Origin of the sequence: Dermabacter hominis NBRC 106157 (assembly GCF_001570785.1) — a bacterium.
GTDB lineage: Bacteria > Actinomycetota > Actinomycetes > Actinomycetales > Dermabacteraceae > Dermabacter > Dermabacter hominis.
In genome coordinates this window covers 1-17,927 of record NZ_BCSI01000013.1, presented here as the reverse complement: position 1 = coordinate 17,927, position 17,927 = coordinate 1, and the positions used below count along the sequence as shown (strand labels likewise).

At 61.5% G+C, this 17,927-nt stretch carries 18 protein-coding genes; 15 read left to right on the top strand and 3 right to left on the bottom strand.

The window, feature by feature from the left end; genetic code table 11:
• The first annotated feature begins 13 nt into the window (after positions 1 to 13).
• From DEHOM01_RS08875 to DEHOM01_RS08865, 3 genes are read left to right on the top strand one after another with little or no spacing between them, the layout of a single operon-like run.
• Entirely contained in the window at positions 14 to 1,402 is a 1,389-nt protein-coding gene (locus tag DEHOM01_RS08875; protein ID WP_061212449.1) for an extracellular solute-binding protein, read from the top strand.
• Positions 1,399 to 2,343, top strand: a complete 945-nt coding sequence (locus DEHOM01_RS08870; protein ID WP_061212448.1) for a carbohydrate ABC transporter permease — start codon at positions 1,399 to 1,401, stop codon at positions 2,341 to 2,343. Before DEHOM01_RS08875 ends, DEHOM01_RS08870 begins: the two co-directional genes overlap by 4 nt.
• Positions 2,340 to 3,224 carry a carbohydrate ABC transporter permease gene (locus DEHOM01_RS08865; RefSeq protein WP_082738825.1) on the top strand — a complete coding sequence of 295 codons (885 nt, stop codon included), beginning with the start codon at positions 2,340 to 2,342 and terminating at the stop codon, positions 3,222 to 3,224. The genes DEHOM01_RS08870 and DEHOM01_RS08865 overlap by 4 nt, the downstream gene beginning before the upstream one ends.
• A 94-nt stretch (positions 3,225 to 3,318) precedes the next feature.
• Here DEHOM01_RS08865 and DEHOM01_RS08860 read toward each other — a convergent pair whose 3' ends face one another.
• Complete coding sequence (locus DEHOM01_RS08860) at positions 3,319 to 3,699, bottom strand: hypothetical protein (RefSeq protein ID WP_061212447.1); 381 nt, start codon at positions 3,697 to 3,699, stop codon at positions 3,319 to 3,321.
• A 71-nt stretch (positions 3,700 to 3,770) separates the two neighbouring features.
• Entirely contained in the window at positions 3,771 to 4,640 is an 870-nt protein-coding gene (gene fdhD, locus DEHOM01_RS08855; RefSeq protein WP_061212446.1) for a formate dehydrogenase accessory sulfurtransferase FdhD, read from the bottom strand.
• A 55-nt stretch (positions 4,641 to 4,695) separates the two neighbouring features.
• Here fdhD and DEHOM01_RS08850 point away from each other — a divergent pair, with 55 nt between their 5' ends.
• The 3 genes from DEHOM01_RS08850 (at position 4,696) to DEHOM01_RS08840 (ending at position 6,173) form a co-directional block, all read left to right on the top strand.
• The gene (locus DEHOM01_RS08850) at positions 4,696 to 5,181 is read left to right on the top strand and encodes a GtrA family protein (RefSeq protein WP_061212445.1); all 486 of its coding nucleotides are present in this window, start codon (positions 4,696 to 4,698) and stop codon (positions 5,179 to 5,181) included.
• A 35-nt stretch (positions 5,182 to 5,216) separates the two neighbouring features.
• Entirely contained in the window at positions 5,217 to 5,777 is a 561-nt protein-coding gene (locus tag DEHOM01_RS08845) for a PTS mannitol transporter subunit IIA (RefSeq protein WP_061212444.1), read from the top strand.
• A gap of 123 nt (positions 5,778 to 5,900) precedes the next feature.
• Positions 5,901 to 6,173 (top strand): HPr family phosphocarrier protein, encoded by a 273-nt coding sequence (locus DEHOM01_RS08840; RefSeq protein ID WP_016663722.1) that lies wholly within the window; start codon positions 5,901 to 5,903, stop codon positions 6,171 to 6,173.
• A 77-nt stretch (positions 6,174 to 6,250) separates the two neighbouring features.
• Here DEHOM01_RS08840 and ptsP read toward each other — a convergent pair whose 3' ends face one another.
• Positions 6,251 to 7,969, bottom strand: coding sequence for a phosphoenolpyruvate--protein phosphotransferase (ptsP, locus tag DEHOM01_RS08835; protein ID WP_082738824.1), 1,719 nt, complete (start codon positions 7,967 to 7,969; stop codon positions 6,251 to 6,253).
• A 217-nt stretch (positions 7,970 to 8,186) separates the two neighbouring features.
• On the opposite strand from ptsP, the gene DEHOM01_RS08830 reads away from it, so the two are divergent.
• From DEHOM01_RS08830 to DEHOM01_RS08790, 9 genes are all read left to right on the top strand, one after another.
• Positions 8,187 to 9,479 carry an ABC transporter substrate-binding protein gene (locus DEHOM01_RS08830; RefSeq protein ID WP_061212443.1) on the top strand — a complete coding sequence of 431 codons (1,293 nt, stop codon included), beginning with the start codon at positions 8,187 to 8,189 and terminating at the stop codon, positions 9,477 to 9,479.
• Positions 9,480 to 9,569: 90 nt separating this feature from the next.
• On the top strand, positions 9,570 to 10,460 hold the full coding sequence (locus DEHOM01_RS08825) for a carbohydrate ABC transporter permease (protein WP_061212442.1): 891 nt from the start codon (positions 9,570 to 9,572) through the stop codon (positions 10,458 to 10,460).
• Positions 10,457 to 11,287, top strand: coding sequence for a carbohydrate ABC transporter permease (locus DEHOM01_RS08820; RefSeq protein WP_061212441.1), 831 nt, complete (start codon positions 10,457 to 10,459; stop codon positions 11,285 to 11,287). Before DEHOM01_RS08825 ends, DEHOM01_RS08820 begins: the two co-directional genes overlap by 4 nt.
• Positions 11,288 to 11,456: 169 nt before the next feature.
• Positions 11,457 to 12,944, top strand: a complete 1,488-nt coding sequence (locus DEHOM01_RS08815) for a DUF1846 domain-containing protein (RefSeq protein WP_061212440.1) — start codon at positions 11,457 to 11,459, stop codon at positions 12,942 to 12,944.
• Between the two features lie 156 nt (positions 12,945 to 13,100).
• Complete coding sequence (locus DEHOM01_RS08810) at positions 13,101 to 13,721, top strand: hypothetical protein (RefSeq protein WP_061212439.1); 621 nt, start codon at positions 13,101 to 13,103, stop codon at positions 13,719 to 13,721.
• A 20-nt stretch (positions 13,722 to 13,741) separates the two neighbouring features.
• The gene (locus DEHOM01_RS08805) at positions 13,742 to 14,293 is read left to right on the top strand and encodes a hypothetical protein (RefSeq protein WP_061212438.1); all 552 of its coding nucleotides are present in this window, start codon (positions 13,742 to 13,744) and stop codon (positions 14,291 to 14,293) included.
• A 161-nt stretch (positions 14,294 to 14,454) separates the two neighbouring features.
• On the top strand, positions 14,455 to 15,183 hold the full coding sequence (locus DEHOM01_RS08800; RefSeq protein WP_061212437.1) for a hypothetical protein: 729 nt from the start codon (positions 14,455 to 14,457) through the stop codon (positions 15,181 to 15,183).
• Positions 15,180 to 16,010, top strand: coding sequence for a flagellar basal body-associated FliL family protein (locus DEHOM01_RS10020; protein ID WP_061212436.1), 831 nt, complete (start codon positions 15,180 to 15,182; stop codon positions 16,008 to 16,010). The genes DEHOM01_RS08800 and DEHOM01_RS10020 overlap by 4 nt, the downstream gene beginning before the upstream one ends.
• 445 nt (positions 16,011 to 16,455) lie before the next feature.
• Positions 16,456 to 17,346, top strand: a complete 891-nt coding sequence (locus DEHOM01_RS08790; protein WP_061212435.1) for a hypothetical protein — start codon at positions 16,456 to 16,458, stop codon at positions 17,344 to 17,346.
• The last annotated feature ends 581 nt before the right edge of the window (positions 17,347 to 17,927 follow it).

The window sequence follows — 17,927 nt, the reverse complement described above, 5'->3', positions numbered from 1 at the left end:
AAGGAGCCGCGCGATGCGTCCATCAATCACGGTGACGGAGCGATCCTCACGGCGAACCTTCCTGAAGGTGACCGGAGGAATCGCCACCACACTCCCCCTCGCGATGCTCGCAGGCTGCTCGGGTGACCGCGATCCGTCCACGCTCAAGGTCGCCTATCAGCAGTTTGGTTCGGGCACGACCCTCCAGCAGTGGCTCACGAAGATCATCGCGGAGTTCACGAAGAAGCATCCCGGCGTGAGCGTCGAGCTCGTTCCGATCGTCGCCGCGGAGAACGATTACTTCACGAAGAACGAGCTCTTGATGTCGTCGCCGCGAAGCTGCCCCGATCTCGTTTTCGAAGACACCTTCATTCTGCTCTCCGACGTTGCCGCCGGATACATTCAACCGATCGACGATCTCGTCAAGGGCTGGGAGGGCTGGGACAACCTCTACCCCGCCTCCCAAGCGGCAGCCGTCGATCCCGAGGGGCGCGCGCACTGCGTTCCCACTGAAACGGACACGCGCGGCATCTACTACAACAAGAAGGTCTTCGAAAAGGCCGGCCTGCCCACCGAGTGGCAGCCGCGCACGTGGGAGGAGATCGCCGAAGCTGCCACGACCATTCGTGACGCGAACGTCGATGCTGCCGGCATGTTCATGTACTGCGGGAAAACGCAGGGCGAAAAAGCCTCGATGCAGGGCTTCGAAATGCTGCTGTATGGCACGAGCGACACCCTCTACAACCCCGAGACGAAGAAGTGGGTCGCAGGGTCGCAGGGCTTCATCGACACGCTCGCGTTTTACAAGCGCCAGTTCGACGAGAAGCTCACGCTGCCCGTTTCCCAACACCTCGACCCGAATATCGCCGAAGCGATCCAATCGACGATGTTCCCCGCCGGCAAACTCGGAATCCTCATTGACGGCTCGTGGATCTCCAACCTGTGGGCTGAGGACGGCGCCGCACCGTGGCCCACGTGGCAGGACGATGTGGGCCTGGCCCAGATGCCCACGCAAAATGGAGAAGAACCGGGGCTGACCACCCTCGCCGGCGGCTGGGGATGGACGATCCCCACCCACGCGCGCGATCGAGATCTCTCGTTTGAACTCATTAAGGAACTGTGCACGCTCGAGAGTCTCGTCTACCGCAATAAGAGCGGCGCCAACCTCACGACAAGGAGGGACGTCGCGAAAAACGAGGAATACAGGACTTACTCGCCAACCGTCGGATTTTTCACCGACATTTTCGAAGCCGCCTATTACCGGCCAGCGTTTGCGGTCTATCCCGAAGTGTCTTCCGCTCTTCAAGACGCAATGGACACCGTGATGGTGGGCGACAAGGCTCCCGAGCAGGCAGCCGCCTGGTACGACACCAAGCTCACCGAGCTGGTGGGCAAGGACAACATCGAGGTGCGTAACTCATGAGTACTTCCGTAGATGCCGTCGCAGCGGCGCCAGCAAGTGCGCCAACCAATCGCAAACGGGCTCCCCTCGGGAATCACCTCACGCCTCGCCGCGGCCTCCTCATGGTTCCCGCGTTCCTGCTCATCGCGATTTTCATGCTCGGCCCGATCGTCTATTCGATCTATCTCGCGTTTACAAATAAAGCCGTGCGTGGCGAGAACGCGAAAGCCGTGGAGTTTGTCGCGCTGGACAACTTCATCACCGCCTTTAGCGACGATCGATTTTGGAACGCCGTCGTCCTCACCCTGATTTTCACCCTGGTGTCCGCGGTTATCGGCCAAAATCTCCTCGGCATGGTTCTCGCACTCCTCATGGAGAAGGCCAACCGCCTCGTGACGTTCATCGGCACGTCGATCGTGGTTCTCGCGTGGATCCTCCCAGAAGTTGTCGCCGGCTACCTCCTGTACACCTTCTTCGCCGATCAGGGCTCCCTCAACACGCTCCTCACGAGCATCGGGCTTCCGGGTCAGGATTGGCTCTTCAGCGCGCCGATCCTCGCGGTGTCCTTCGCGAATATTTGGCGCGGAACAGCGTTCACGATGCTCATCTACTCGGCGGCACTCACGTCAATCCCGAAAGACGTGTACGAATCAGCGGAGATCGACGGCGCCGGAGCGTTCACGCGACTTATGCGCATCACAGTTCCGCTCATGCGTACCGCGATCGCCACGAACCTCATGCTCATCACGCTGCAGACCCTCTCTGTGTTCGGCCTGATCTTCATCATGACCGGTGGCGGGCCGTCCGGTCGCAGCCAGACCCTCCCCCTGTACATGTATGAGCAGGCGTTCTCGTACGGCCAGCTCGGCTACGGCACCGCGGTCGCGCTCATCCTGCTCGCGATTGGGGCGATCGCCTCACTCATCTATCTGAAGCTTCTGCCTGAGGAGGACAAGCGATGACCACCGCAGCTCCCACGAAGGCCCGTGCGAAAAGCGACCGCGGAAACCAGCCTCACACGGCGCGCGGGCGCCTCACGTCCGCCCTCTCCTCGATCGTCATCGCCCTCATTAGCGTAAGTTTCGCGATCCCCATTCTGTGGGTCGTGCTTGCGTCATTCGATACCGAAGCGACTCTCGCGGTGAAAGCGCCGGAACACTGGAGTCTCGGTAACTATCAGGCAATCTGGAACGAGCAGACGACGTTCCGCCCGCTCCTCAACTCGCTTGTGCTGTGCGGGTGCGCAACGCTCATCACGATGACGGTCGCGGTGCTATGCGCCTACGCCTTCTCTCGGTATCGCTTCCGGGCACGGCGCCCGCTGCTTCTCGGCATCCTGTTTTCCACGGGCCTTCCGATCACGGCGATCATGATCCCCGTGTATTCGATGTTCGTGCAGGTCAACCTCGTTGACTCGATGCCCGCCGCGATCCTGTTCCTTGCCACGTCGTCGCTTCCCTACGCCATCTTCCTCACGAAAGGATTTATCGATTCGGTGCCCGTCGAGATTGAGGAAAGCGCGTGGACGGAAGGCGCAGGTGTGGTGCGCACGATCCTCTCGGTCGTTCTTCCACTCATGAAGTCGGGCCTCGCCGTCGCCACGATTTTCACGTTCGTGGGCATGTGGGGCAACTTCTTCGTGCCGTTCATGCTTTTGCTCAGCCCCGAGAAACTCCCGGCAGCCGTCACCCTCTACACGTTCTCGTCCCAGTACGGCCAGGTGGCGTACGGCCAGCTCGCGGCGTTCTCGATCTTCTACTCCGCCCCGATCGTGGTGCTGTATTTGGCGCTCGGCCGCAGTCTCGGCACGGGCTTCGCGGCCGCCGGCGGCGTCAAGGGCTAGGTGGTCCGACGGTTGCTTTAACCTGAAGAGCGCTCCCGGTCTCAATGGCCGGGAGCGCCCTTTGTGTACCAGGCGGCGCGTGCCGCGTGGAGCGTTACTTCGCCTCGTGCACCTCGGCGTCGCCACCGGCCACGCTCGAGTCGCTCGAGGTATCGGTGGCCTTCACCTTCGGCGTGCTCGCCCTGTGGGAGGCGCGCACCTCCTGCGCCTTGTCCTTGGCCGTCGATGCAGCTCCCTTCGCGGCGCTCTTGGCCTGCTCGGCAACCTCGGGGGCCTTGTCCTTCACGGTCTCAGCCGCGTCCTTCGCGACCTTCGAGACGGTTTCGCGCGCCTGGCCAACCTTCTCCTGCACGCGCGGGTCATCGACGTACTGCTTGGCGGTCGCCTCAAGCTTTTCGTAGGGCTCACGGCCCATCTTCGAGCCGATCACGAAACCGATGGCGATGCCTGTCGCAAGAATGAGTTTGTTCTTCATGGTTCCTCCTCCAAGAGGGATGTCTACGGACACAGCCATCGTGGCACACGGTGCTGGAGGGAACCCGGCCGTCAGCTCTCGCTGCCCGAAAGATCAATCCGCTCGACCCCGCAGTACACGTTGAAGCGCCCATCATCACCCTCGCTTCGCACAAATCCACACAGGGTGATGCCGAGCCTTTGGGCGGTGTCGATCGCAAGGGAAGAGGGGGCGCTCACGCACGCGATGAAGCCTATGCCGGCCATTGCGGCTTTCTGCACGATTTCGAAGGAGGCGCGCGAACTGACGAGAAGCACGGCGTCGTTGAGGGGCAGGCGATCCTCGAGGAGGGCCCAGCCGATCACTTTGTCAACGGCGTTGTGGCGGCCGACGTCTTCGCGCAGCACCAGACGCTCCCCCTCGGGAGTCAACAGGGCCGCCGCATGCACACCGCCGGTTTTCGAGAACGCCGCCTGGCCATCGCCGAGCTCGCGCTGCGCGCGAAGAAGGTGCGATGGCTGCATGGCAAACGTCGGAACGAATTCGTGACGTACCCGCTGCGTCACCTGGTCGATTGAAGCCGAGCCACAAACGCCGCATGCGCTCGAGGTAAGGAACGGCTTCGTGATCACCGGGGCTGTGGTGATGGTGCGGGTGGTGAAATCCATGACGTTGTAGGTGTTGCGTTCGAAGCCGGAGTCGTCTTCGACGACGGCACCGTCGCAGTAGCGAGCTTCGCGAATGTCATCGCGGTTCGTGATGTAACCCTCGGCATGAAGGAAACCGTGGATCAGTTCAACATCGTGGCCCGGGGTGCGCATCGTCATGGAGAGCTGCTGGCCGTTGAGACGAATGTCGAGGGGTTCTTCAACGGCGACGGTGTCGGGCCGCTCAGAGTGGTAGAGCTTGCCGTCCCGGATTCGTATGCGCGTCAGACGCGTCGATGCTGTCACTCGTCCCATAGCCTCTCACCCTAACCCCATCCGTCCGCTGCGGCACGGCCTGTACCCTTGCTTCGTGACCGTGAAGGATTCCTCGTCGAGAACTGCTGCGCTCGCCCACGCTTTACGCGGCTCGAAGTTCCTTATCGTGGGCGGACTCGTGTTCTTCTTTGATGCGGCAATGTACAACCTGCTCGTGTTTTGGAGCCCGACGCACGGCTGGGGCGAAGGGCTCATGCACGGCCAGCCGATCCTCGCCAAGATCCTCACGATCGCTGCGGCTAGCTGCCTCACGTATCTCGGTAATCGCTTTTGGACGTATGGGGATCGCGGCAAGCCGCACACGGTGCGCTCGATTTTTGCGTTCGTCGTCGTGAACGTGATCGCGAGCGCGCTGCAGCTCGGCTGCCTGGGATTTTCCCGCTACATCCTGGGGCTTGATTCGGCCCTCGCGGATAACGTGAGCGGCACGTTCATCGGCCAGGTGGTCTCCACGACGTTCCGGTACTTCACGTACGGGAAGTTCGTTTTTCCTGAGGCGAAGGGGTCCGACGCCGCCTAGACTCGAGGTGAAGCATCTTTTGAAAGGCGTGGATCATGAACATTTCACAGAGTCGTGACAGATCTGAGCACGCTGCTCCGCGGTGGGCATGCGATGTGACGCGCGATCATGGGAAAGGGTCGCCGTCGGCGTCGGGCGAGTCGGTCATTCTTTCGCCGCACGCGATTCGCGTCCCGGGGCTTGCTCGAAATCAGAGCGAGGCGATTGAGGAGGCAGGCGATCTTCTCGTTGAGCTCGAGGCGATCGATCCGGCGTATGTTGAGGCGATGCATAAGCGCGAGGCCGAGGTATCGACGTTTATGGGGTATGGCGTTGCGGTTCCCCATGCAACGAGCGAGGCAAAGAGCAATATTCACCGCACGGCGATGAGTGTCGTGAAGTATGACGAGCCGATTGCTTGGGGTGACAGCGGCGAGGAGAAGGTGTCGTTCGTTGTCGCCATTGCGGGCATTGGCGATGAGCATCTGATGCTGCTTCAGGCGATCTCGCAGGTGTTTGCGGAGGAGGATCGCCGCCGGGCACTAGCGGAGGCGGAGGCGCCGCTCGATGTTCTCGCGGTGTTTGACCCTGACTTCGAGGAGATTCGCGGGCTGTGAGGATGGCCCGCACGAGAGGGTTCCAACAAGGTCACCTGCAGCGTCATTCGGTAGGGTGGCCTCACTAAAATTTTCCCGCTGGTGTTTGTCCATGTGGCATACCGGCTCGTCGAAAGGCACATCATGGCAGAACGCACCGTCAAGATTGCGGCCGCTTCCGGGCTCCATGCCCGCCCCGCCGCTATTTTCTCGAAGGCCGCGGGTGAGCAGCCCGCGAAGGTCACGATTGAAAAGGTTGGCGGTGCGCCGATCGACGCATCGTCGATTCTTATGCTTATGACTCTCGGCGCTGGCCACGGCGACGAGGTTGTTCTGCGCGCCGAGGGCGACGGAGCCGAAGAGTCGGTCAACAAGCTCGCGGAACTTCTCGAGACGGATCTCGACGCCCAGGCCTAAGCACCAACTACACCTCTGTTGGATGATGAAGGGGGGCATGCCGAGCGGCATGCCCCCCTTCGCTTATACCCAGTCCGTTAGAGTCCGAGTTCCTCAATGATGGGGAGCTTCGCACGCACGGCCCGCTTACCTTCGGCGGCGGTCGGTGCGCACACCGCGAGACGCGCAAGTTCGCGCGCATCCGCCAGCGACACGGTCGACAGGACTTTCGCGACTGCTGGCAGCGATCGAGGCGTCATCGACAGGGAGTTCACGCCGAGACCCACGAGGACAACCGCGAGCGCGGGGTCGCCCGCTGCCTCACCGCATACGCCCACGGGCTTGTTCGCGCCATCGCCAAAGGCTTCCGGGTCGCCACCCGCGACCCGCGCACCCGTCGCCGTTGCGCCCACGAGCGCGAGGACGGCAGGCTGCCACGGATCGTTGAGCTCCGCGAGGGAGCCGAGCATGCGGTCGGCAGCCATCGTGTATTGCGTGAGGTCGTTCGTGCCGATCGAGGCAAAGTCGGCTACGCCCATCAGGTGATCGCTTGTGAGGGCCGCGCTCGGAGTTTCGACCATGATGCCGGCGCGCTCCACCCCCGCCGAGCGTGCCATCGACACGAAATCTTCGGTGTCCTCGAGTGTCGAGATCATCGGTGCCATGACCCACGGCTCGGCGCTCGTCTCGCGGCTCGCTTTTGCGATTGCCTTCAGCTGGTTCTCGAGTACCGAGCGCTTCTCCCACGAAGTGCGATAGGCCCGGACGCCAAGCGCGGGGTTCGGCTCGTCGGCATCGGTCAAAAACGGAAGCGGCTTGTCGGCACCCGCGTCGAGTGTGCGGATCACGACCTTCCTACCCGGGAAGTGCCGAAGCACCCCCGCATACGCCTCGGCCTGCTCCTCGATACTCGGCTCCTCGTCGCGGTCGAGGAAGCAGAACTCGGTTCGGAAAAGGCCCACGCCGTCAGCATTGGCCTCTGCGGCTAAAGCCGCGTCCTTTTCGCCGCCCACATTGGCGAGCAGTGGAACGCGGGTACCGTCGGAAAGCTCCGCTCCCCCACCTGAGTACGTGAGCGGGTTTTTCACGAGCTCGTACCAGGTGGCGGAGAGTTCCCGCTCTCGGTCGCCGAACTCACTGGTCACGGTGCCGGCGGCGCCATCCACGTACACGACCGTTCCCGGCTCGATGCTCTCGACGCCCTTCGCAGCGACAACGGCAGGAATCCCAAGCTGGCGCGCGAGGATCGCGGTGTGCGACTGCGGGCCACCGTCGGAGGTGATAAGCGCCGAGACGATGGTCGGGTCGAGGGTTGCGGTATCGGCGGGGGCGAGGTCGATCGCGGCGAGCACGAAGCGCTCGGTCGAGAACGGGATGCCGGGCGCCTGTTCACCGCGGAGGTGGGCGACGATGCGGGCGCGGACGTCCTTCACATCAGCAACGCGCTCGGCCATGTAGCCGCCGAGACCCTCGAGCATCGTGGCAACCTGATCACCGGCCTCCCACACGGCGCGTTCGGCGCTCATACCGGCGGTGCGTACAAGCTGCTCCGCGCTCGTTGTGAGCGTGGGATCCGCCGCCATTTGCGCTGTCGCCTCGAGGACGGCCTTGCCGTCGCCACTCGCCCTTTCCGCGCGCGCTTCAAGATCCGCTTTGACCGCCGCAGCCGACTGCGAGATGCGCGCAGCCTCAGCCTCGCGCGCTTCACCCTCTGGGAGCGTCTTTCCGGCCTCGGGTTCGGTCACGGGAGGGGCCATGACCTTGACCGGATCGATCACGCGGCCTGCACTTACGGCGACGCCTCGGTATGTCGTCACACTATCTCCCTCTTACGCCCTAGGCGGACGCGGTCTCTACTGTCTACTGACGATGCCACCTCATCGTAATCACGCTGATGCGCCGCGACCGCGCGGAAACGGCACTTGCAACACTCCAACCGCTCGGATTGGACCGCGGGGCCCAGTGCGACTACAATAGGGCCGCCGCATCGCGGCACTCGGCAACGACGCCCCTGTTGTTTAAAGGAGAACAGCAATGATCGCACGGAGGACTTTCCTCACTCTCACGTCCGCTGGTATTGCGCTTGGCGCGCTCGCAGCATGTTCCAAATCCTCCGGTGGCGGTTCCGCTGGCGGGGCCGACTCTGTCGAGGTGTTCACGTGGTGGGCCCAGGGCTCGGAAAAAGCGGGCCTCGATGCTCTCGTCAAGGTATTCAACGAGCAAAACCCCAAGATTAAGTTCGTCAATGGTTCCGTCGCGGGTGGCGCGGGCAGTGCCGCAAAGGACATGCTCCAGTCGCGCCTGCAGACCAAGAATCCGCCCGACACTTTCCAGGCGCACGCCGGTGGCGAGCTGACCGATTACATCAATGCTGGCCAGATCGAAGACGTCTCTGGACTCTACGACGAATTCGACCTGCGCAAGGCCTTCCCTGACAGCCTGGTCGAGCTCCTGACGGTGGATGGCAAGATCTACTCGGTGCCGTCCAACATTCACCGTTCGAACGTCGTGTGGGCATCGGCAGCCGTGCTCGAGAAGGCTGGTATCGACCCGAAGGCTGTTCCCGAGACGTTCGATGCCTGGCTCGCCGATCTCGAAAAGGCCAAGGCTGCGGGTGTCACCGCGCTTTCTCTCGCGGCACCGTGGACGCAGGTCAACCTGCTTGAAGCAGTGCTCATGTCCCACCTCGGCGCGGACGCCTACAACGGCCTGTTCGACGGCTCGACCGACTGGGCAGGTGCGGAAGTCGCCACTGCGATCGCGGCGTTCGAGAAGCTCGTGAGCTACACCAACTCCGACCGAGATTCGCTCGACTGGCCCGAAGCGACCGCCCTCGTGATCGACGAGAAGGCCGCCTACAACGTCATGGGTGACTGGGCCGTTGCGGCATTCCAGGAAGCCGGCAAGGAAGACATGAAGGACTATGTCTACTTCGAGGTGCCCTCGGCCGCCTCTGGCGACAAGATCTTCGGCTTCCTCGCGGACTCCTTCACCCTGCCCGTGGGTGCACCACACGCCGACAACGCGAAGGCGTGGCTCAAGACCATCTCGTCGGTCGAAGGCCAGGAAGCCTTCAATCTCGCCAAGGGCTCGATCCCGGCGCGCACCGACGCTGATGTCTCGAAGTTCCCGGCGTATCAGCAGTCCGCGCTCGAGTCCTTCGCACACGACAAGATCTGCGCCTCGATCGCCCACGGTGCGGCAACTTCGGTCGCGTGGCTCAACGCCATTTCCGACGCAACGAGCAAGTTCACCTCCGGCGCGACCGACGCCAAGGCGTTCCAGGCCGAGCTTGTTTCCGCTGCCGAATCGAACATGAAGAAGTAGCTCCGCTTTCACATCGGTTTCGGGGCCGGGGATCTCATTTCCGACGCTCGCCCGGCCCCCACCGATGCCACTTCCACCCTAGGACCAGGCATGAAAAAGTATGCGGCGCCCCTGCTGCTCATCTCGCCTTCGCTCATTCTCGTGGGGATCTTCGTCTACGTGCTTATGGCGCAGAACGTGTGGACCTCTCTCACGGACAACCACACGGCGGCGCAAGCAAACGGCGTGCAACCCAGTAAGTTCGTTGGCCTCGATAACTACATCGCTCTTCTCTCGAGCCCCGATTTTCGCCACTCACTCATGAACCTCGTGATTTTCACGGCGGTGTTCTTAGGTGGCGCGATGATCACCGGGTTCGTGTGGGCGTGGCTTCTCGATCGGCCCATCAAAGGTGGTCGAGTGTTCCAAACCATCTACCTTTTCCCCATGGCTGTGTCCTTCGTGGCCTCGGGTGTGGTGTGGCGCTGGCTCCTCAACTCCAACCAGGGCGAGAGTGCAAGCGGATTGAACCGCCTCTTTCAGATGGTGGGGCTCGGCTTTCTCCAAAACCCGTGGTGGAACAACATCACGTGGGGCATCGCCGCGATCGCCCTTCCGGCGATTTGGCAGCTGAGCGGCTACGTCATGGCGCTCTTTCTCGCCGGCTTCCGCGGCGTTCCCGATGAGCTTCGCGAAGCGGGGCGCATGGATGGCGCGAGCGAGTGGCAGATCTACCGCCACGTGATTTTCCCGCAGCTCACCCCCATCATCATGAGCGCTCTCGTGATTATCGCGCACATGAGCCTCAAGAGCTTCGACCTCATCATGTCGATTTCGAAACCCTCGAACTACCAAACCAAGATCCCCGCCGTGGACATGTTCGTGTTTAAGTCGAGCTTCGATTACGCGAACGCGGCTGCCGTCGGCACGATTCTTCTCATCATCGTGGGTGTCCTCATCGTTCCTTATCTCATTCAGCAACACAGGGAGCGTCAGTCGTGAACACCTCCTCGGTTTCCCCGTGGCGGTTCGTCCGCCTTGCCCTTCTCCTCATCGGCGTCGTCCTCGTCCTGATTCCCGTCTATGTCCTCATCGTCACGAGCTTCAAAACGGGCGGCGATGCCTCGGCCGCCCGCGCCTGGGCGCTGCCGAGCGAGTGGACGCTTGAGAACTGGGCGGAAGCCTGGGAAACGCTCTCGCCTGCGATGGGACGTTCGTTTGCGATGGTCATTCCCTCGACGATCATCTCTTCGGCTCTCGGGTGCATGAACGGCTTCGTGCTGTCCCGCTGGCGTTTCCCCGGGGCGGATCTGGTGTTCACGTTCCTCCTGTTTGGCATGTTCCTGCCCTACCAGGCCGTGATGATCCCCCTGCTCTCGCTCGTGCTTTCTCTGCCCATCGACTCGGGCGTTCCCTCGCTTATTCTCGTGCACGTCGTGTTCGGTATCCCGATCTGCACGCTCATCTTCCGCAACTACTTCGAGACGGTTCCCGAATCGCTCATCGAAGCCGCCAAGGTTGATGGCGCGGGGATGCTCCGCACGTTCTGGTCCGTTGCGCTGCCCATCTCGATTCCCGGTTTCGTGGTGGTCATGATCTGGCAGTTCACGAACGCGTGGAACGACTTCCTATTCGCGGTGTTCTTCGCGACCCCGATGAACGGCCCGGTGACCCTCGCCCTCAACAACCTCGCCAACGGCGCGCTGCTGACCAACTACGGGGTGTCGATGGCGGGCGCACTTCTTGCTTCGGCTCCCACCCTCGTCGTGTACATCCTGCTGTCGAAGTACTTCATTTCGGGCATGATGAGCGGCTCCGTCAAGGGCTGAGAGCTCAAGCCACCGCGAAAGAGTAGGCATCCCGGGCACGCGCGGGGACCGTCGGACCTCAAAGGTCCTGGAAACTCCCCCGCTCGTGCCCTAAGATGTCGAGGGCTGCACATGCAGGTCGTATGCCAACGGCCCCCTCATTTTTATTTTCTCAGCGCAGGAGGCTCGCATGGCACGCACGCAAGGTTTTGATCCCGAAAAATACATCGAGCTGCAGTCGAAGCACATCGCCGAAAGGCGCGCTCAGATCGGCGGGAAGCTCTACCTCGAGATGGGCGGCAAGCTTTTCGACGACCTGCACGCTTCGAGGGTTCTTCCCGGGTTCACACCGGATAACAAGATCGCGATGCTGTATGAGCTGAAGGATGAGCTCGAGATCCTTATCGCCATCAACGCCCACGATATTGAACACGACAAGATGCGCGCCGACCTCGGCATCACGTATGAGGAGGACGTTCTGCGCCTCGTGGATGTGTTCCGCGAGCGCGGTTTCCTCGTTAACACGATCGTGCTCACGCAAATGGACGATCGTAACGAGGCGGCGTCGCAGTTTAAAACTCGCATGGAGCGGCTCGGTTTGACGGTCGTGCGCCACCGCACGATCAAGGGCTACCCGGACCCGACCCTCGTCGTGTCCGAGGAGGGGCTTGGTCAAAACGAGTGGGCGAAAACCGAGCGCGACCTCATTATCGTGACGGCGCCGGGGCCGGGGTCGGGCAAACTTGCGACGTGCCTGTCGCAGATTTATCACGACCACAAGCGTGGAATCGCCTCGAGCTATGCGAAATTCGAGACGTTCCCGATCTGGAACCTTCCGCTTGAGCACCCCGTGAACCTCGCCTACGAGGCGGCAACGGCGGATCTCGACGACGTCAACCTCATCGACCCGTTCCATCTCGAAACGTACGGCGAAAAGGCCGTCAACTACAACCGCGATATCGAAGCGTTCCCCCTGCTCAGAATCCTCCTCGAACGTATCCTCGGGCAGTGCCCTTACGCTTCTCCGACCGACATGGGCGTGAACATGGCCGGGTACGCGATCACCGACGATGACGCCTGCCGCGAGGCCGCGACGCAAGAGGTTGTGCGCCGGTACTTCAAGGCCCGAGTCTCCGAAAAGAAGCTCGAACTTCCCCCGCTCGAATCGCAGCGCATCAAGCTCGTGATGGCGAAACTCGGCGTGGATGAAACGATCCGCCCGACCGTGCAACCCGCGCTCGCGCTTGCAGAAAAAACCGGCGGGCCTGCTTCGTGCCTCGAGCTTTCCGACGGCACCCTGATTACCGGGAAGACCTCCGATCTACTCGGCGCTTCCGCGGCAATGCTCCTCAACGCGCTCAAGCATCTCGCGGGAATTCCCGAGGACGCCCTTTTGCTGTCGCCCGAGTCGATCAAGCCGATCCAGACTCTCAAGGTGGACCACTTGGGTTCGCGCAACCCGCGCCTGCACACCGACGAAGTGCTCATCGCCCTATCGGTCTCCGCGGGAAGCGACGAGAATGCCGCCGCCGCGCTCGCGCAGATTAAGAATCTGCGTGGCTGCGACGTGCACACGACGACGATCCTCGGCTCCGTAGATGAATCGGTGTTCCGCGCCCTCGGCGTGCTTGTGACGAGCGAACCGGCATTTGGCAAGAAGACCCTCTTCCATAAATAGGAGGCGCGCTGGGGAACGCCGCTCCACGGTTTCCGATCTCCATGCTTCGGTGAACATTCCATAACGATGCGCGGCAATGGCGTCACCGCGGCGCCGTTGCCCTGCCACAATTGTGGAGGCGGCACTTCCGACGCCGCCACACGAGGAGGTTCCCCGATGCCTTACTGCCTTCCCACCCGTCCCACCGGCGTTCTCGGCGCAACCGCCGCGATCCTCCTCGCCGTCGCGAGCCTGACCGCGTGCGGAGGTGGCGGCGAGAACGTCGCCAACGGATCGGCCCACGCCGCAGAGTCCGCCCCAAATACCGAGAGCGCCCCCACCAAAGCAAGCGACACTAACGGCGAGTCGACGGAAGACGAGCCATTTAGCGGCGAACCCGAATACTTCGATCCCGAAGGAAAAACACCTCCCGAGGATCTCGATGGCATGAAACTCGAGCGCTCGGAACTCTCACCCTTCGACGAGGGGTCCTACCGTTACGAAGCGCTCTACTCCGCGCAGAATGGAGACGACGAGACGCGCATCGTCCGGTTCGAGATGCAGACCAGTTCGTCGACACTTTTCACCTACCTCAAGGACTTTACGGACGAGGAGTACGTTTTCACGAGCGGCGAGTGGCACTGTGTCGAGGCCGAGTCTCACCTCGCCGCTAACGACTCCCCCACGTGCGCGCAAATCGTCCCGAAATACAACCTTTACCTCGAGGTGTCCTCGAACGCCGATGGCTTTGAGCCGCTCGTGCGCCTCGGTGACGAAATCAAAGACGCGTTCCTCTAAGCTTGTGCTTGCGATCACCGATGAGTCAGCCGAATCCCCAACCCGCTGCGTCAAAGCGCACGAACAACACGCTTCTATGGACGCTGCTCGGATGTGTCGGGGCATTGTTTGTGCTCGCAGCACTCACTGTTGCCGGGCTTCTTGCCTTCATGTTCCTGGGCGATAGGGAAGAGCAAGCGTCGGACCCCTCCCCCGATACTTCAAGCTCCCAGGCTGTGTCCCCCAAATCCGGAGAACCCGAAACGGTGGGCGATACCCACCTTGCTTATTCCGAAGCCCGCGGGGAAGACCCGGATCACGATTACGTCGTGCGCGCCCGCTACGAAGATGAGAGCGGCGGCGGGTTCGAGATCGGGATCGAGAATGATCCGGGCCGCACGTTTGAAGAGGACACCGCCGGCCTCATGAACCGGCAAGACATCGGGCCTTGGGTGTGCGGGACGCAGTACGAGATGAACGTCTGCATGGCCGACGACGAACGTGGAAGAGTTCTCCTCGTTCCGCTTGATACCGACGCCGACCTCAGCACCATTGCGGCCTGGGGTGAAGAGTTTATGGAGCAACTCAAGTAGCCGAAGTAGGTCTCGCCCCGCACACCGCGCCGTAGATTAACGGAAGCCCTAGTACCCCTTCGGCGTGATGTGTAATACTGACGAACGGCACAGCGTTACAGTCAGCTGCGCTATCCCTTGTGCGCGTGCGCACACCACCCCACCCGATGAGGACCCCGCACATGTCGAGCAACCAGTGGAATCAGGCTCCGACCAATCACGGTGCGGTGCAGGGGCAGCCCGCTATGGGATACCCGGGCGCTATGCCACAGCAAAAAAAGAGCAATACCGGCCTATGGGTCGGCTTCGGCTGCGGCTGCCTCTTGCTCCTCGCTCTCCTCATCGGTGTCATCGTGCTCGCAGTGATGCTCATGGGCGGGGACGATTCGAAGGAATCGAAAGACGGTGGCACGACGACATCGGCTGCAGCACCGGCACCAAATCCAGCGCCCGCCCCCAGCGGCGGCGACAGCACGGCATCAAATCCCGCTCCGGCTCCCAACGATGGCGGCAACGACCCAGGGCCTGCTCCCATGCCAGAACAGCCCTCGGGCGACAGCAGTTCAAATAAACCGCAACAAATCGGCGACTACAGACTCGCCGGCGTTGGAACAGGCAATACTGTCGGTGCGGATTACGTCGCTGCCTACAGCAACAGCGCCATGGATTGGATCGAAGTGTCGGGCGCGGCAAATCCCACGCTCAGCCCCGAGGATGAAAAGAAAACCATCACTGACGGACAAGAAATCAACGGCTGGACGTGCGGGACCTTCCAAGAAGACCCGAGCCAAAACATTTGCGTGAAATCTTCCAACGGCACCGACGTCGTGAAGGTGATCGGCACGCCAGATACCCAAACCCTCGCCAACTTCGGTGATCAATTCATCGCAGCCGGAGGAGCGAGCTCATGACACAACCGCCGGAGTACCAAGCCGAAAGCCCATACCAGGCACCGCAGAGCGGCGCTCCGATGAACCACCCGGGTTCGGTACCCACGGAAAAGAAAAACAGGATAGTTCTGTGGGTCGCGATCGGGATGGGCGTCGCGTTCGTGCTCCTTCTCATCGCCGGTGGGATTCTCGCGTTCATGCTCATGAACAACAAAGACAAGGAAGCGTCGGACTCCAAAGACGACACGACTACGAGCGCACCCGCGACCGCCCCGAACCCCAAGGCTCCCGCGAGTGATGGCGGTGGGGATAACCCTGCACCGAACCCCAACCCGGCTCCAGCACCTGGGCCGAGCTCAGCACCGCAGCCGAACCCGAACCCGAACCCGGCGCCTAATCCCGGATCCCAGCCGGCCCCAGGGTTGAACGATCCTGACCCTGCTCCCCAGCCGGCGCCGGGACCGAACGAGCCGGATCCCGCCCCGGGACCGAATTCCGGCGGCGGCTACACTCCCCCGGATCAAGTGGGAGATTTCAAAGTCGACGAAAACCAGCCGAAACTAGAATTCGGTGATGTTGAGAAGGTGTACTCCTCACCAAACAGCGCTGCGATCTTCTGGGTCCAGGTATTCCACGATCCCGAGAGCGGTCAACTCTTCGTCCAAGATATTGACGCGACCGGAAAACAGATCGGCAACTGGAAGTGCCAAGAAGACGCCTTCGCACAGAACGGCGGCGACTGTTACGCCCAGGGCCCTGGCGGCACGATCGTGCTCATTATGGCCTCCAATGTGAAGGACCTCAACGAGATCGCCCAGTTCGGCGATCAGCTTGCGACCGCACCTTAGACCAACGAATGAACGGCTCCAGCCCGGCCCCACACCGCTTCGTTGGCGAGACCGCCACGGAAGATCTAGACCCGGACCTGCGAACTCGTTGCTGTGTAATCCGCACGGCTGATGGACCCCGCTGCGGCTTGTCAAAGCGTAAGCGGATTCAACGTCGGTTCCACCTACAAGCACCCGAACGGGAGCACGCACAGCGTGGGGGTGAGATGCGAAAGCCAAGGCAAAGCTGCCGAGGTACATTCCGTAGGCAAAAGCTCGGCAGAATCCTCCCGCCTGCATTCTTCAACCCCTGGTGTTCTCACCGCAATTTTGTGATAGGCAACTCTAGGTTTCCATCGATGTGATGTGTAATACTAACTGGCGCCTGCGCCTATATTGGCGTCTGCGACACGTCCCGTCCGCTTCTCGCACCTACGCGACCCAGCACAGCAGGAAGACATCGAACATGAGCAACCCCGGATGGCAGCCAGGAGCTGCTTCGAGTGCAAATCCGAACGGCAACCAAGGCTACAACCAGCAGCCCTCATACGATCAGGGCAGCTTCCAAGGGCAATACAACCAGCCCACGGGATACCCCGGGAGCAGCATGCCGCCGCAGAAAAAGAGCAAAGCTGGCCTATGGGTTGGAATCGGCTGTGGTGCTCTCCTTCTTCTCGCGCTCCTGGTCGGTGGAGGTGTTCTCGCGTTCACGCTCCTCAGCGGCGACGACAAAAAAGAGGTTCCTGCCTCAGAAGTGAGCTCCGCGGAAAAGGAACTCAAAGGCAAGAACGACGAGGGGAACAAGAATAGCAACGGGGGTTCAGCTCCTGCTCCGAACCCCGCGCCTGGTGGAAACAGCAGCGACACCCCTCAACCCGGCGACGGTAAGAAAATCCCCCAGCCTGGCGCCGGGGACAACGACCCGCAACCCGGGGACGGCGGGAATAGCCCTCAGCCGGGACAAGGCGGAGGAGAAGCTCCGCAGCCCGGCGGCGGAGGCGAAGCAGCAAAGGGGAACCTGCCCCAGCAGGTTGGCTCGACAAGCCTCGACCCCTCGTACGGCGATGCCGGAATCGGCGACGCTAGCGGAACCTACGTCTCCCAGGATATGACTCTTGTCTATATCGCTGCGATCATCAGTGACAAAGACACCCAAGACATGTTCACAAAGTACGGAAGTGGAGAAAAGAAGACCGTAGGCAGCTGGACATGCGAATCCAAAACCACGACTAGTCATACGTGCTACAAACAGAACTCTTCCGGCGCACTCGTCTATATCGTCGGTGCAAACGTCGAAGCGCTGAGCCCAGAAGACGTTACCGCCTGGGGCGACGAGTTCATTTCGAAGATGGGATAGACATTCTCACCTGGACTTCCCACTCCTCAAAAACGACAACAAAAGTGCAAGAACCCTTCATAAGGTAATTGCAAGCTACTGAGCGGCTCCGCCAGCGTATTTAGCCCATGCCATCCCGCCCGAAAGCGGCGATGATCTCGATAAAGGCGAAAACCTCGCGGAGCCGCACGAGTCCAATGGCAAGATTCCGTCGGAGCGTAGCAACACTTGAGCGCAGACTCGGTGGCCAGACAGGCAGGGGCGGCTCCAGGACAAGGTGCCGGCGAAACTTCGGGCACCGGCTCCTGACTATCGCCTACGTACAAAGCATCTAACACCGGCGAAAAAGTGGAGCAATCAGCTTTTCTCCGCGATCCCCTCGATCGACGGACAAAGTTCAGTGACCAAGCGAGCGAAGGCGCTCAGCTAGCTGCCTCAATTCCCCATGCGGGCAGCACGATCGGTAAACACACGGATGACGCAAGCAATCGCATGAAGGCAAAAGAAAACCCCGAACCTAAGCTCACGGGTATTGGCTCCAAAAATTCGGGCGTTAAATACGTGTGAGCCCCGGCCCTAGCGGCCGGGGCTCAACCCTCAAA